The sequence below is a fragment of the Pantoea leporis genome, from assembly GCF_028048155.1.
GTDB lineage: Bacteria > Pseudomonadota > Gammaproteobacteria > Enterobacterales > Enterobacteriaceae > Pantoea > Pantoea leporis.
Genome location: NZ_JALMEU010000001.1, coordinates 1105709 through 1119826, shown reverse-complemented (window position 1 = coordinate 1119826; position 14118 = coordinate 1105709). Strand labels below are relative to the sequence as shown.

Below are 14118 nucleotides of genomic sequence, written 5' to 3'. Positions count from 1 at the left end.
ATCCGAAATTTGCTTTACATTGAGGACGTTCGTCTGGCCTCCAGCCAGATACACTTGGGCGACCTGTTGGGTCTGCCAGGAGAAGAGAATGAAATGGTCTAATCGTGTTCAGATTGTTACCGGACAAACTTGTTTGCACATTGCAATGCACCTGCTGGTGATTGCCGCACTGGTTTGGGGCTGGAAACATAGGGCGCTGGTTGAAGTGAGCAGTACCCTGGTGGCAGCTTATGCGGTGGTATTCATTACCATGCTGGTCATGCAGCGTAGTGCCCGTTTACGTAGAATGGGTGATTCCCTTGAAGAGGTGACCACCACTTACTACTTTGGTGCAGCGATGTTAACGCTGTTCCTGATCTCCCGCTTTATCCACAACAACCTGCTGATTGGTCTCCTCGGCGTGGTGATGTTGGTGGGACCGGCGCTGGTTTCACTGCTGGCGAAAGAGCCGGTTCAGCGCATCGAGAAGAAGCGCAGTTGATCGATTAGGGACCGCAACCCTGCGGACCTGACAAAAAGGAGCCCAATGCGGCTCCTTTTTTTATGGATGCTGTCTGCGCGGAAAGCTGCTAAACTCGCGCCCTTACGCATGGTAGTTTGTGCCCTTTTCACACGTGAGCCCCGCGCTTGCGTCATATCCCTCCTGAAAACTACATCGCCTACGGCGGTCAGGACGGTTCGGAGTAATACACCTGCATGTCATTTGACTCTCTCGGCTTAAGTGCCGATATTTTGCGTGCGGTAGCAGAACAAGGCTACCAAGAGCCGACGCCGATTCAGCGTCAGGCCATTCCTGTGGTGCTGGCTGGTCGTGACCTGCTGGCGAGCGCCCAAACCGGCACCGGTAAAACCGCCGGCTTTACGCTGCCGTTGCTGCAGCGTCTGACTGCAAAACCGTCCACGGCGCGTGGCCGCCGTCCGGTGCGTGCGTTGATCCTGACCCCGACCCGCGAACTGGCGGCTCAGGTTGGCGAGAACGTGCGTGAGTACAGCCAATATCTCGATATCCGTTCGCTGGTGGTATTTGGCGGCGTGAGCATCAACCCGCAGATGATGAAACTGCGCGGCGGCGTTGACGTGCTGGTGGCGACACCGGGCCGTCTGCTCGATCTGGCGCACCAGAACGCGGTTGATCTGTCACAGGTTGAAATCCTCGTGCTGGATGAAGCGGATCGTATGCTCGATATGGGCTTCATCCACGACATCCGTCGCGTGCTGGCGCGTCTGCCTGCTAAGCGTCAGAACCTGCTGTTCTCTGCCACCTTCTCTGACGAGATCAAAACGCTGGCGGAAAAACTGCTGACCAACCCAGAACAGGTTGAAGTTGCGCGTCGTAACACCGCCTCTGAGCAAGTTTCACAGCAAGTGCATTTCGTGGATAAGAAGCGCAAGCGGGAACTGCTGTCGCTGATGATTGGTCGTGATAACTGGCAGCAAGTGCTGGTATTCACCCGTACCAAACACGGCGCCAATCATCTGGCTGAGCAGCTGAACAAAGATGGCATCACCGCCGCCGCGATCCACGGCAACAAGAGCCAGGGCGCGCGTACCCGTGCATTGGCTGACTTCAAATCCGGCGGCATTCGCGTGCTGGTCGCGACCGACATCGCGGCGCGTGGTCTGGATATCGAAGAGCTGCCACACGTAGTGAACTACGAGCTGCCAAACGTGGCGGAAGATTACGTGCACCGTATCGGTCGTACCGGCCGTGCGGCTGCTACCGGCGCGGCACTGTCGCTGGTGTGTGTTGATGAACACAAACTGCTGCGTGACATTGAGCGTCTGCTGAAGCGTGAAATCCCGCGCATCGAGCTGCCTGGTTTCGAAGTCGATCCCAGCATCAAAGCCGAGCCAATCCAGAACGGTCGTCAGCAGCAGGGCGGCGGTCGCGGTCAAGGTGGACGTGGTCAAGGCCAGGGTCGCGGTCAGGGCGGCAACGTTTCTCGCCCGCACAGCGGCAATGCGCCACGTCCGCAGGGTGAAGCGCGTTCCGCGCGTCGTCCAGCGCAGGGCGCAAGCCAGGCTGCGCCAGCCGCTAACAGCGGTCGTCGTCGTCCGGCGCCGAAGAAAACCGGGAACGCCTAACGTCATGAGGGTGTTGCTGGCGCCGATGGAGGGCGTGCTTGATTCGCTGGTGCGTGAGCTGCTCTCCGGGGTGAATGATTATGACTTGTGCGTGACCGAGTTTTTGCGCGTGGTCGATCAGCTGCTGCCGGTAAAATCCTTCTATCGTTTGTGTCCTGAGCTGCATAATCACAGCCGCACGCCGTCAGGCACGCGCGTTCGCATGCAGCTGCTCGGGCAATACCCCGAGTGGCTGGCCGAGAACGCCGCGCGCGCGGTAGAACTCGGTTCCTGGGGCGTTGATCTCAACTGCGGCTGTCCGTCAAAGCTGGTCAACGGCAGCGGCGGCGGTGCCACCTTGCTGAAAGATCCCGAACTGATCTATCGCGGCGCGAAAGCGATGCGTGAAGCGGTGCCGGATCATCTGCCGGTGACGGTGAAAGTGCGGTTGGGCTGGGATTCTGGCGATCGTCGTTTTGAGATCGCCGATGCGGTGCAGCAAGCCGGTGCCAGCGAGCTGGTGGTGCACGGTCGTACTAAAGAAGACGGTTATCGCGCCGACAGCATTAACTGGCAGGCGATTGGCGAAATCCGCCAGCGTCTGCGCATTCCGGTGATCGCCAACGGTGAGATCTGGAACTGGCAGGACGCGCAGGATTGCATGCGCATTACCGGCTGCGATGCGGTGATGATAGGGCGCGGTGCGCTCAACGTGCCGAATCTGGCGCGCGTGGTGAAGTACAACGAAGCGCCGATGGCGTGGCCCGACGTGGTTGCCTTGTTGCTGAAGTACACTCAGCTGGAAAAGCAGGGCGATACCGGCATGTATCACGTGGCGCGCATCAAGCAGTGGCTTGGCTACCTGCGCAAGGCGTATCACCAAGCCGACGGCTTGTTCAGCGAAGTGCGCACCTTGCGCGTTTCCGCCGATATTGCTGATGCAATTGACCGACATGCAACACGTATCATCGCATAATCACCAATACGCACATTTCGTAGCAGCGCGATTTATTGCGCCATATGAAAGACCGGATGTGTGCTCATTATTTCCTCCAATCTGTTAGTACTTTATAACTAAAAAAGTCGCGATCTCTTAGCAGGCTAAGGTTATAGTTATTGTCCATTTTCATCACCGTTCCCGACGCCACTTTCCATGTCTGACGCCGCTGTACTGAGTAACGCTCAGTTGAATAAACGTATTCTCTCCGTCATTGTTTTCACCTTCTTTTGCTACCTTTCGGTGGGTTTGCCGCTCGCGGTGCTGCCGGGATTCGTACATAACCAGCTTGGATTCAGCTCGTTCATCGCCGGATTAATCATCAGCCTGCAATATTTCGCTACGCTATTAAGCCGCCCGCACTCCGGTCGTCTGGCGGATCGCTTTGGTCCGAAGCGCGTGGTGATGATGGGATTGGTGTTCTGCGGCATGAGCGGCGTGTTATCGATTATCGCCGCGCTGTGCAGCGACATGCCGCTGCTGAGCCTGGCGCTGCTGGCGGCGGGGCGATTGTTCCTCGGCGTAGGTGAAAGCTTTAGTAGCACCGGATCGACGCTGTGGGGCATGAACATTGTCGGTCCGCTGCAAACCGCGCGGGTGATCTCGTGGAACGGCGTAGCCACCTATTTCGCCATGGCGATTGGTGCACCGCTCGGCGTGCTGCTGAATCAGTGGTTTGGCATCAGCGGCTTTGCTGGTTTAGTGGCGATCATGGGCGTTGCCGGATTCTGGATGGCGAGTCGCAAAGCGGGCGTCAGCGTCTCCGCCGGCGTGCGCATTCCGTTTCATCGCGTGGTCAGCCGCGTGTGGATGTTTGGTTTGGCGCTTGGCTTTGGCACCATTGGTTTCGGCGTAATTTCCACCTTTATCACGCTCTATTTCGCCAGCCGCGACTGGAGCGGTGCGGCGTTCGCGCTGACGCTGTTCAGCCTCGGCTTTGTGATTGTGCGCCTCGGTTTTGGTCGCTACATCACGCGTTTCGGTGGCCTGAAAGTGTCGCTGGTGTCATTCGTGCTGGAGTGTGCCGGACTGCTGCTGATTTGGCAGGCCGACAGCATCTGGCTGGTGGATTTGGGCGCGTTCCTCACCGGCGGCGGTTTCTCGCTGGTGTTCCCGGCGCTGGGCGTGGAAGCGGTGAAGCGCGTACAGCAGCAGGATCAGGGTTCGGCACTCGGCACCTATTCGGCGTTTCTCGATTTAGGACTGGGATTAACCGGTCCGGTGGCGGGCTTGCTGATAGGGCATTGGGGCATGCAATCGGTCTATCTGGCGGCGGCGCTGATGGTGCTGGGGGCGTTTGCTATCACGCTGCGTCTGCACCAGCAACACGGCCGGCAGACGGCCGCGCAAGCGCTGAGCGAATAACGCTTCATCGGCAAACCCCCGTGCGCCGCCGTTGTTTACCGCAGTTAAAAGTGGATAAACAGGGCGTAAAGCAGTCCCGAAAGTAACACGGACACCGGCAGCGTCAGCACCCACGCCATCGCCAGATTGCGGATGGTGGCAAGTTGCAGACCTGAACGGTTGGCGGCCATCGTACCGGCGACGCCTGATGAGAGCACATGGGTAGTAGAAACCGGCAGGCCAAACGCGTCGGCCGCGCCGATGGTCGCCATCGCTACCAGCTCCGCGCTGGCACCTTGCGCGTAGGTCAGATGGGTTTTGCCGATGCGTTCGCCCACCGTCACCACAATGCGACGCCAGCCAACCAGGGTGCCGAGGCCCAGCGCTATTGCCACCACCACTTTCACCCACATCGGGATAAAGCGCGTGGCGGCATCCAGCTCTTTCTTCACCGCCGCCAGGTTGCGCGCGGTCTCTTCCGGCAGCGCTACTTTGGCGCTTTGCAGATGCTTAATGGTTTCGGAGGCCAGATACATGTCGTTTCGCGTGTTGGTCACCGCCTGCGCCGGGATATTCTCCACTGCGCCGTAGCGACGAATCTGGTCGCCGATATCGCCCAGCATCATGCCGAGCGCCGGCAACACCTGTGGACGAGTCTGGCTGGTGCGCACGAATTCGGTCAGCACCTCGCGCGGCGCGGGCATGGCGGCGGGCGCCGGTTGCAGCGTCAGCAGCTGCTGTTCCGTCACCTGAGTTAAGGCGGCGACGCGCGGAATCTGCTCCGGCGGCAGCGAGCGGTTCAACGCGTAGGCAATCGGCATGGTGCCGACCAGAATCAGCATGATTAGGCCCATGCCTTTCTGCCCGTCATTCGAGCCGTGCGCGAAAGAGACGCCGGTGCAGGTGAGGATCAGCAAGCCGCGAATCCACACCGGTGGCGGCTGGTTGCCCTTCGGCGCTTCATACAGCTGGCGATTGCGGATAAAGGCTTTCATCACCAGCAGCAGCAGCGCGGCGCAGACGAAGCCAACAATCGGCGATAGCAGCAATGCGTAACCGACTTTAATTGCCTGATCCCAATCCACGCCGCTGGTACCGCTGCGGCCATGCAGCAAGGCGTTCGCCACGCCAACGCCGATAATCGAACCGATCAGCGTATGCGAAGAGGAGGCCGGCAAACCAAAATACCAGGTGCCGAGGTTCCAGATAATCGCCGAGAACAGCAGCGCATAGACCATGGCAAAGCCGTGGCCGCTGCCCGCTTGCAGAATTAACTCCACCGGCAGCAGCGAGATGATGCCGAACGCCACCACGCCGCTGGAGAGCAGCACGCCCAAAAAGTTACAGAAACCGGACCACATCACCGCCACGCCCGGCGACAGTGAATGGGTGTAGATCACCGTGGCGACGGCGTTGGCGGTATCGTGGAAACCGTTCACAAATTCAAAACCGAGCGCAATGATCAGCGCCACGCCGAGCAGCAGGAACGGTATGTAGCTGGTGACCGGCGCGCCGGTCTCTTCAACGTCATTAAACAGGTTGATGCCGGCATACAGCAGGCCAGCAATCAGCAACAGCACGAAGATCAGGCGTGAGGCAGGGCCGTTGCCGCGGTTAAGGTTCGGGCGTCCGCTGTGGGACGAGGAGGTCGATGCAGGTAAACTGTTTTCAGCCATAAAACACCTCAGTGTTAACTCACGATGCTCGAACGGCACCCGTTAATGGCAGTGTGATACGTGGTTTGTATGACAGAATGATGATGGCGCACGCCCGGTGTCATCTTGCTGCAACATCCCTGTCGCACGCTGTGGATCTGACCGCTCGGGAATGACCTGCTAATGCTCCAGCCCGTACTACCGCTCGCCTCGCTGCCGGACTTCAATAACGACGTCGCCGGACTGATTCATGGTTATCTTTTTACGCCCGCGTCGCTGCCACAGCGGCTCAATGCACGCGAAGCGGCCCAGCTATCGCAGCAGCAGCTGCCGGAGTCGACCTTTATCTGGCTGCACATCAACCTTAATCACGCGCGTGCTGAACGCTGGGTTCAGGACCACTTTGGCGTAGACCACGATTTTTTCGACGAGATACATTCTGCTTCGCCGCGCACCCGTTTAGCCCAGCAAAACGATGCGCTGCTGGCGGTACTCAATGACGTCACCTTCAGTAAAGAGGAGCGCAGCACGCAGAACGCCACGTTGTGGATGTGGTGCTGCCCGCGTGTGGTGGTCACCGCGCGTTTTCGCCCGGTTGGCATGATCGAACGCATGCATCAGCAGATGAATGAACTGAAGTTCGCCGAGCCGGATGCGATGCTGCTGTGGCTGCTTGGCGAGCAGGAAGCGCAGCTGGAGCAAGTGGTGCGGCGTTCCAGTCAGGCGGTGGATGCGATTGAAGAGCGCTTGCTGAGTGCGGCGATCAAAACCAATCGCAGTGAGCTGGGACAACTGCGTCGTATGCTGCTGCGCGTGCAGCGTTTGCTGGCACCGGAACCAGCGGCGCTGTTCCGCTTGCTGAATCGTCCGCCCAAATGGCTAAAGCGTGAACCCCTGGGCGAGCTGCGAATTTTCACCGAAGAGTTCAGCGTGGCGCTGAATGATTTGGCGAGTTTGATGGAGCGGATTCGTTTGCTGCAGGAAGAGATTGCCGCACGACTGATGGAGCAGAGCAACCGCACGCTGTTTTTGCTGACGGTGATCACCGTGCTGGCGCTGCCGATCAATATCGTGGCGGGATTTTTTGGCATGAACGTCGGCGGGATTCCGCTGGCGAATAATCCGCACGGCTTTTTGCTGCTGGTGTTGGTAGTGCTGGCGTTTACCCTGGTGGCGGGTTGGCTGGCGTTTCGACGACCGCGTGATTGATTGACGTTGCGCGATGAATCGCGCCGCTACGGTAGGTGCATGTATCTGTAGCGGCGCAATTTGTTGCGCGTCTTAACGCGCGATTACAGGCTGGTGGCCGGCTGCGCTGCTGGCGCTGCGCCGTTGATACCTTGCGGTGTCATTGGCTCTTCTTTCGGCAATGCGTCAGAAGACTCCTGAACCGGCACCGGTGCTGGCTGCACTTCGCCAGCTGGACCGTTGATTTTGATCGGCATACCGTTACGTGCCTGGATAGCGTTGTTGACCGCATCCTGGTTGGTGCTGGCATCGGCAATCACTTTGGTCACAGCGGAAGTCAGGTTGATCGGCACCACTTCGCGTGAATTGAACTGCTCTTCGGTGGTCGACAGCGGATTGTGTACTTCCACGTAGCGCGAACCATCTGGCTCAACGGTGGCTTTCACCGGCTGATCGATGAACTGTACGCGCGTACCAACCGGCACGTTGTCGAACAGCCATTTGATGTCGTCAGCACGCAGACGCACACAGCCGTGGCTTACGCGCAGGCCGATACCGAAGTTGGCGTTGGTGCCGTGAATCGCATACAGGCGGCCGATATAGAGCGCGTGCAGGCCCATCGGGTTATCCGGACCCGCCGGGAACACCGCAGGAATGCTCTCGCCGCGTGCCGCATATTCTGCGTGCATCGCTTTGGTTGGCGTCCAGGTTGGGCCATCTTTCTTACGCTCAACCTTGGTCGTCCAGTTGACCGGCGTATCTTTACCCAGCTCGCCGATACCGATTGGCAGCACGACCACGGTCTTGGTGCCTTTCGGGTAGTAGTAAAGACGCATCTCAGCGCTGTTGATCACGATGCCTTCACGCGGCGCGTCAGGCAGAATCAGCTGCTGTGGGATGATCATTTTAGTGCCAGCTTTTGGCAGATAAACGTCAACGCCCGGATTGGCTTCCAGCATATTGCTGAGGCCCATCTGATACTGTGCAGCAAAGGCTTCCAGCGGAAGTTTGCTGTCATCAGGGACAGTGATTTCAATGTTTTCGCCGATCAGACGGCTGTTAGCCGGCGGCAGCGGATAGACTACTGCAAATGCCGACTGGCTGAACGCCGCCAGTGCGAGGGCGAGTGAAGCGAACGCGCGAATGCTCATTTTCATGTTTTTCAAGTCGTTATGGCCATGTTTCAGGCTTGTCAGTGTGTCGAATCCATCGTGGTCAGTATGACCCGCTGCGCATTATATGTGCATTGGCGCATTGATGGAAATCAGGATTTTTACTGGCTGCACATACTTTACGCAATTCCTTGTCTTTACCCGACAAATCCCTTCGATCCGCAGCCCAAAATGTGAATTTTTACGGCTGCCACAGCGTCACTTCATTACTCAATTTACGATTGAGGAAAAAAGCGGCACTGATTAACGCCAGATGCGTCAACGCCTGCGGCATGTTACCCAACGCTTCGCCGTGTGAGGTGAACTCTTCGGCGTACAAACCAAGCGGATTGGCGTAACTCAGCAGCTTTTCAAACTCAAAATGCGCCTCATGTACGCGACCCGCTCGCGCCAGACACTCCACATACCAGAATGAGCAGGCACCGAAAGATCCTTCTCCGCCGGTTAAAGCATCGGCAGGCGTCTCGTGAATGTTATAGCGTCGGACTAAACCGTCGCTCACCAGATGCGTTTTAATTGCGTCCAGCGTCGAAATCCAGTCGGGATCGGTGGAGCTGACAAAGCGCACCAGCGGCATCAGCAGCATCGAAGCATCCAGGAAATTGCCGCCGCGCGTCGCGGTGAAATGGCCCAGCTCCGGGTTCCAGAAGTTCTGCCAGATATCGTCGCGGATCTCGCTGCGCACCTTATCCCAGCGGTCGTACGGCATCGGCAGCGAACGTTTCAGGCCAAGGCGCAGTGCGCGATCGAGCGCGACCCAACACATCAGGCGTGAATGCAGGAAATGTTCCGGCTCGCCGCGCATCTCCCAGATTCCGGCATCGGGCTGATTCCAGTTCACGCAGACGTAATCGATCATATCGGAGACGTACTTCCAGCCGCGATGCGAAATCGCTTCGCCATATTTGTTGGCGAGATAAATGGCATCCATCAGTTCGCCGTAAATATCGAGCTGCGTCTGGCGCCAGGCATCATTGCCGATGCGCACCGGACGTGAATTGGCGTAGCCGGAAAGATTGAGCAGCTCGGTTTCGTGTAGCTCGGTGCCGCTGTCGAGGCGATACATCACTTGCAGGTGCGGCGTGTCGTCGTGGCTGTGCTCGACGCAGCGGCCGACCCATTTGGTAAAGTCGCGCGCTTCTTCGGTGTAGCCGAGGCGCATCAGCGCGTACATGCTGAATGAGGCATCGCGGATCCACGAGGCGCGATAATCCCAGTTGCGCTCGCCGCCCAACTCTTCGGGTAAGCCGAAAGTAGCGGCGGCGGCGATGGAACCGTGCTGATGCGAAGTGAGTAACTTCAGCGCCAGCGCCGAACGCGTCACCATCTCCTGCCAGCGGCCGCGATAGGAACTGTGGCTGCTCCAGCGTCGCCAGTACTCCAGCGTGTCGTGGAAACAGTGCTCGGTGGCGATGGTGGCCACGTTAGGATCGTCATCGTTACCAAAGACAAATTCAGCGGTTTCCCCGGCTTTCAGAGTGAATTCCGCCACCGCGCTGTGATTCTCGCGCGTCATCACCACCGAAGCGCTGAGGCGCAACGCCGGTTGTCCCGACGCAAGGAAGGCGATACCGCCGGGCCGCAGTTCGGTGGTGGTTTCGGCGCGCGCGTAGTCGTGACGTGGCGCACACAGCAGATGAAAGGTGGCGGTGCCGCGTACCATCTTTACGCGGCGCACGATACGCGGCACTTTGCTCTGCTCATCGCAGATCGGCATGTAATCGGTGATCTCTGCCACGCCGGCGTCATCCAGCCAGCGGGTTTGCAGAATATTGGTATCCGGTAAATAGAGCTGTTGCTGGCGGGCATTTTTCCAGTCCGGCGCGAGGGAGAACAGGCCGGCCTCATCGCTGTCCAGTAGCGCGGCGAAAACCGATGGGCTATCGAGCGCCGGCCAGCAGAGATAATCGATGGTGCCATCGTTAGCAATCAGTGCGCAGGTGCGTAAATCACCAATCACGCCATGGTCGTCTATTCTGCGTTTAATCTCGCTCATCGTGCCCCCTTTGCCGTAGGTAATTGTTAACTATAGACGAAACGGCAGATTCGGCGGCCCCGAGGCACAGAAGGATAACTTCTATACTGTAAAGACACCCTCAATCAGGAGAATGTTATGAGCTTAGGAAAACAGAAAGTCGCTGTGGTTACCGGATCCAGTTCAGGCATTGGCCGCAGCTGTGCGGTGATGCTGGCCGAAGCGGGTTATACGCTGGGCATCACCTGGAGTTCGGATGAAGAGGGCGCCCAGGAAACCGCGCGCATGGTGGAGAGCCGTGGACAGCAGGCGCAGGTGCGGCAGGTTGATCTCTCCGATCCACAAGCCGGCGCACAGCAACTGACGCAGCTGATCAACTCGCTGGGGCGCATTGACGTATTGGTGTGTAATGCCGGCGTGATGACCAAAGCCGACTTTCTCGATGTCACCTTTGAGGATTGGCGCAAAGTGTTCAACGTGGATGTCGATGGCGCGTTTCTTTGCGGGCAGATTGCCGCGCGCCATATGGTTGATCAGGGCGACGGCGGACGCATCATCAATATTACGTCGGTGCATGAACACACGCCGCTGCCGGATGCCACCGCCTATACCGCTGCCAAACATGCGCTCGGCGGCTTGACCAAATCGATGGCGTTGAGTCTTTTACCGCACCACATTCTGGTGAACGCGGTCGCACCGGGCGCAATTGCCACGGCGATGAACGATATGAAAGATGACCAGCAAGGACGACGTATGCCGGAAATCCCGATTGGGCGTCCCGGCGATACGCGTGAAGTGGCGAGTTTAGTGGCATGGCTCTGTTCGGAGTGGGCAACTTATACCACCGGACAATCGTTTATTGTCGACGGTGGTTTTATGTTGGCCAATCCGCAGTTTAAGGGGTACCACTCGTAATCAACCGGCGCGGCGGTGATTCCAGTGGCGAATGATGTAACGCAAGACGATGCCAAAAATCACCGCCGCCGCCAGCCACAACAGCGGCTTGAGGTGCTGATCGATCTTGTGCAGCCACGGCGCGACAATCTGTCCGGCAAAGTAGCCAAGCGAGACAAAGATCAGCGCCCACAGCGCCGCACCAATCACGTTCAGAATGAAGAAACGCAGCGGCTTGAGGCGGCTGGTGCCAATAATGATCGGCCCGACAATGCGGAAGCCGTACATAAAGCGCACGCCAATCACGAACAGGCTCGGGTGTTTTTGAATCAGGCGCTTAGCCTTACCAATTGTTTCCTGATGTTTACTGAAACGGCGCAAAATGCGCGTGCCATAACGGCGTCCCAGCCAGAACAGCAGCTGATCGCCAATAATGCCGCCGACCATCGCCGCCAGCACCACGCCGCTGAAGTGCAATAAGCCTTCATGCGCCGCCACACCGCCCAACAACGTGAACGTTTCCCCTTCGGCAATACAACCAATCAGCAGCGCCAGATAACCGTATTGGGTGATTAATCCATTGATATCGAGATGCAAATTATCCTCCCTGCAAAGTGTGAAATCGCTATTAGTGTATACCAGCGGCTTAATTTGTGTGGCGCCCCGCAAAAACGGCGCCGACGATTATACTTGAGCTAACGCTGCCTCCGTTGATCAGGCCGTTGGCTGTAAGGGCAGCCCATCGCAGCAAAGGAGTAAATGTATGAATCATGTCTGGGGTTTACTGGCGCATCCAGGTCAGGAAATGCGCGATATTAAACAGGAAAATGAGAGCGTTTCGCACCATTACACCCATCATGTTCTGCTAATGGCGGCGATCCCGGTGATCTGCGCCTTTATCGGTACCACGCAGCTGGGCTGGAATCTGGGCGAAGGGCAGTTCGTACAACTCAATCTACTGACCGGTATCGGTCTCGGCATTCTGTTCTATCTGATTATCCTCGGCGGCGTGGCGGTAATGGGCCGCGTGATCCACTGGATGGCGCGTAACTATCCGCAGCGTCCCAGCTTGCAGCGCTGTACGGTGTTTGCCGGCTATGTGGCCACGCCGCTATTCCTCAGCGGGCTGGTGGCGCTCTATCCGCTGGTGTGGCTGTGCGTGCTGGTGGGCGCGATGGCGCTGGTTTACACCGGTTATCTGCTTTACGTCGGCATCCCGGTGTTCCTGAGCATCGACCGTGATGAGAGCTTGCGCTTCTCCGGATCGACATTGGCGATTGGTGTGCTGGTGTTTGAAGTGCTGCTGGCGCTGACGGTGGTTTTGTGGGGTTACGGGCCACGATTGTTCTGAGGAAAGCCTGGTCGGCATCAATGGCGTAATGCCGATCAGGTAAGCGCCGTATCAAATCACCGCACCTTCCGTAGCGGCGCGATTTATCGCGCAATGAATTGCGCCGCTACAAGCTGTGCTTTCGGTAATCAGGGATTTTCATATCTTAATGGACGAGCATCACGTCATCCATGGCGACCTTTTTAACGCCCGGAAACAATCTCAATAAGAAATTTCTCAGGTAAGTGCGTATGATACTGCTGCCAGCCCGCATCCCGTCTGGATTGTTGCGGGCGGCCTGTGTCTCAACACAGCGCAAAACTCCTGACCGGATTTTTTTGACACGATGTCTGCAAAAATGCGTATTTCCTTGCTGTCGCTGGCGCTGTTTGTCGCCGCGCCAGCCGCTATAACGCCCGCGCTCGCTGCGCCGGCGGCACTCGCAAACCTGGCGCCGATTGCCCAACCGCAAATCGCCTCCGGCAGTGCCATGATTGTCGATCTGGAAAACAACAAAGTGCTGTTTTCCAGCCATCCTAACCGCGTACGTCCGATCGCCTCACTCACCAAAGTGATGACGGCGATGGTGGTGTTGGATGCCAAACTGCCGATGGATGAAATGCTGTCGGTGGATATCAGCCATACCGCTGAGATGCGCGGCGTGTTCTCCCGCGTCAAACTGAACAGCGAAATTAGCCGCCGCAACATGCTGCTACTGGCGCTGATGTCCTCGGAAAACCGCGCTGCCGCCAGCCTGGCGCATCACTATCCGGGCGGTTACGATGCGTTTATTCGCGCCATGAACGCCAAAGCACGCTCACTTGGCATGACGCACACGCGCTATGTCGAGCCGACGGGCCTGTCGATTCAGAACGTTTCCAGCGCGGAAGATCTGGTCAAGCTGTTGAAAGCCACGCGACAGTACCCGCTGATTGGCGAACTGAGCACCACCAAAGAAGACACCGCCGTATTCAAACATCCGAGCTACGCGCTGCCGTTCCGTAACACCAATCATCTGGTGTACAAAAACGACTGGCGCATCCAGCTGACCAAAACCGGTTATACCGATGAAGCCGGGCACTGTCTGGTGATGCGCACGGTGATCAACAACCGTCCGGTGGCGCTGGTGGTGCTGGATGCCTTTGGTAAATACACCCATTTTGCCGATGCTAACCGTCTGCGCGACTGGCTGGAAACCGGCAAAGCCGCACCGGTTCCGGCCGCTGCGCTGGCGTATAAGAAGCAGAAGTCAGGTTTGACCGCGAATAATGAATAACTGGATTTAAAGCACGCACATACCGTAGCGGCGCAATCTATTGCCCATTGCAGATTCTGCAGGATGCGCAATAGATTGCGCCGCTACAGATTGTGCGTTGTGTTGTTACGCTCATCTGCAAAAACGCTTATCGTTAGCGCCAAAGTTTTACACCTTCATTCCTATAGTTTCAGTGTCGGCAACGTCTTAAACTAGCCGCCATTCACGATCGCACTTGCGTTTA

12 protein-coding genes are annotated in these 14118 nt (G+C 57.6%); 8 read left to right on the top strand and 4 right to left on the bottom strand.

The genetic code is table 11. The features are described 5' to 3' along the window. The first annotated feature begins 88 nt into the window (after nt 1–88). The 4 genes from MWH02_RS05245 (at nt 89) to MWH02_RS05230 (ending at nt 4426) form a co-directional block, all read left to right on the top strand. Complete coding sequence (locus tag MWH02_RS05245) at nt 89–481, top strand: YbhQ family protein (RefSeq protein ID WP_101763168.1); 393 nt, start codon at nt 89–91, stop codon at nt 479–481. A gap of 215 nt (nt 482–696) precedes the next feature. Next, nucleotides 697–2085, top strand: coding sequence for an ATP-dependent RNA helicase RhlE (rhlE, locus tag MWH02_RS05240; protein ID WP_008102680.1), 1389 nt, complete (start codon nt 697–699; stop codon nt 2083–2085). A gap of 4 nt (nt 2086–2089) precedes the next feature. Next, nucleotides 2090–3040: a tRNA dihydrouridine(16) synthase DusC gene (dusC, locus tag MWH02_RS05235; protein ID WP_271460027.1), complete on the top strand. Its 951-nt coding sequence runs from the start codon at nt 2090–2092 to the stop codon at nt 3038–3040. Nucleotides 3041–3217: 177 nt separating this feature from the next. Further along, on the top strand, nt 3218–4426 hold the full coding sequence (locus tag MWH02_RS05230; RefSeq protein WP_101763166.1) for an MFS transporter: 1209 nt from the start codon (nt 3218–3220) through the stop codon (nt 4424–4426). Between the two features lie 44 nt (nt 4427–4470). Here MWH02_RS05230 and MWH02_RS05225 read toward each other — a convergent pair whose 3' ends face one another. Next, a complete protein-coding gene (locus MWH02_RS05225; protein ID WP_271460026.1) occupies nt 4471–6081 on the bottom strand; it encodes an inorganic phosphate transporter in 1611 nt (536 codons plus the stop codon). Between the two features lie 162 nt (nt 6082–6243). Here MWH02_RS05225 and MWH02_RS05220 point away from each other — a divergent pair, with 162 nt between their 5' ends. Then, on the top strand, nt 6244–7269 hold the full coding sequence (locus MWH02_RS05220) for a transporter (protein WP_271460025.1): 1026 nt from the start codon (nt 6244–6246) through the stop codon (nt 7267–7269). Between the two features lie 83 nt (nt 7270–7352). Here the strand turns inward: MWH02_RS05220 and MWH02_RS05215 are convergent, their stop codons facing one another. Together MWH02_RS05215 and MWH02_RS05210 are read right to left on the bottom strand one after the other, a co-directional pair. Beyond that, nucleotides 7353–8405 (bottom strand): L,D-transpeptidase family protein, encoded by a 1053-nt coding sequence (locus tag MWH02_RS05215; protein ID WP_101763163.1) that lies wholly within the window; start codon nt 8403–8405, stop codon nt 7353–7355. Nucleotides 8406–8601: 196 nt separating this feature from the next. Then, the gene (locus tag MWH02_RS05210) at nt 8602–10416 is read right to left on the bottom strand and encodes a glycoside hydrolase family 15 protein (RefSeq protein ID WP_101763162.1); all 1815 of its coding nucleotides are present in this window, start codon (nt 10414–10416) and stop codon (nt 8602–8604) included. A gap of 117 nt (nt 10417–10533) precedes the next feature. Between MWH02_RS05210 and MWH02_RS05205 the strand changes: the two genes are divergently transcribed. Continuing rightward, nucleotides 10534–11310, top strand: coding sequence for an SDR family oxidoreductase (locus MWH02_RS05205; protein WP_110865774.1), 777 nt, complete (start codon nt 10534–10536; stop codon nt 11308–11310). Here MWH02_RS05205 and MWH02_RS05200 read toward each other — a convergent pair whose 3' ends face one another. Next, nucleotides 11311–11886 (bottom strand): DedA family protein, encoded by a 576-nt coding sequence (locus MWH02_RS05200; RefSeq protein WP_271460024.1) that lies wholly within the window; start codon nt 11884–11886, stop codon nt 11311–11313. Between the two features lie 166 nt (nt 11887–12052). Between MWH02_RS05200 and MWH02_RS05195 the strand changes: the two genes are divergently transcribed. Next, a complete protein-coding gene (locus MWH02_RS05195; RefSeq protein WP_101763159.1) occupies nt 12053–12640 on the top strand; it encodes a Yip1 family protein in 588 nt (195 codons plus the stop codon). A 325-nt stretch (nt 12641–12965) separates the two neighbouring features. After that, nucleotides 12966–13895 (top strand): D-alanyl-D-alanine endopeptidase, encoded by a 930-nt coding sequence (gene pbpG, locus MWH02_RS05190; protein WP_137385419.1) that lies wholly within the window; start codon nt 12966–12968, stop codon nt 13893–13895. The last annotated feature ends 223 nt before the right edge of the window (nt 13896–14118 follow it).

Coding starts and splice junctions, on each gene's coding strand:
- MWH02_RS05245 (WP_101763168.1), top strand. CDS start 89: ATGAAATGGTCTAATCGTGTTCAGATTGTTACCGGACAAACTTGTTTG.
- rhlE (WP_008102680.1), top strand. CDS start 697: ATGTCATTTGACTCTCTCGGCTTAAGTGCCGATATTTTGCGTGCGGTA.
- dusC (WP_271460027.1), top strand. CDS start 2,090: ATGAGGGTGTTGCTGGCGCCGATGGAGGGCGTGCTTGATTCGCTGGTG.
- MWH02_RS05230 (WP_101763166.1), top strand. CDS start 3,218: ATGTCTGACGCCGCTGTACTGAGTAACGCTCAGTTGAATAAACGTATT.
- MWH02_RS05225 (WP_271460026.1), bottom strand. CDS start 6,081: ATGGCTGAAAACAGTTTACCTGCATCGACCTCCTCGTCCCACAGCGGA.
- MWH02_RS05220 (WP_271460025.1), top strand. CDS start 6,244: ATGCTCCAGCCCGTACTACCGCTCGCCTCGCTGCCGGACTTCAATAAC.
- MWH02_RS05215 (WP_101763163.1), bottom strand. CDS start 8,405: ATGAAAATGAGCATTCGCGCGTTCGCTTCACTCGCCCTCGCACTGGCG.
- MWH02_RS05210 (WP_101763162.1), bottom strand. CDS start 10,416: ATGAGCGAGATTAAACGCAGAATAGACGACCATGGCGTGATTGGTGAT.
- MWH02_RS05205 (WP_110865774.1), top strand. CDS start 10,534: ATGAGCTTAGGAAAACAGAAAGTCGCTGTGGTTACCGGATCCAGTTCA.
- MWH02_RS05195 (WP_101763159.1), top strand. CDS start 12,053: ATGAATCATGTCTGGGGTTTACTGGCGCATCCAGGTCAGGAAATGCGC.
- pbpG (WP_137385419.1), top strand. CDS start 12,966: ATGTCTGCAAAAATGCGTATTTCCTTGCTGTCGCTGGCGCTGTTTGTC.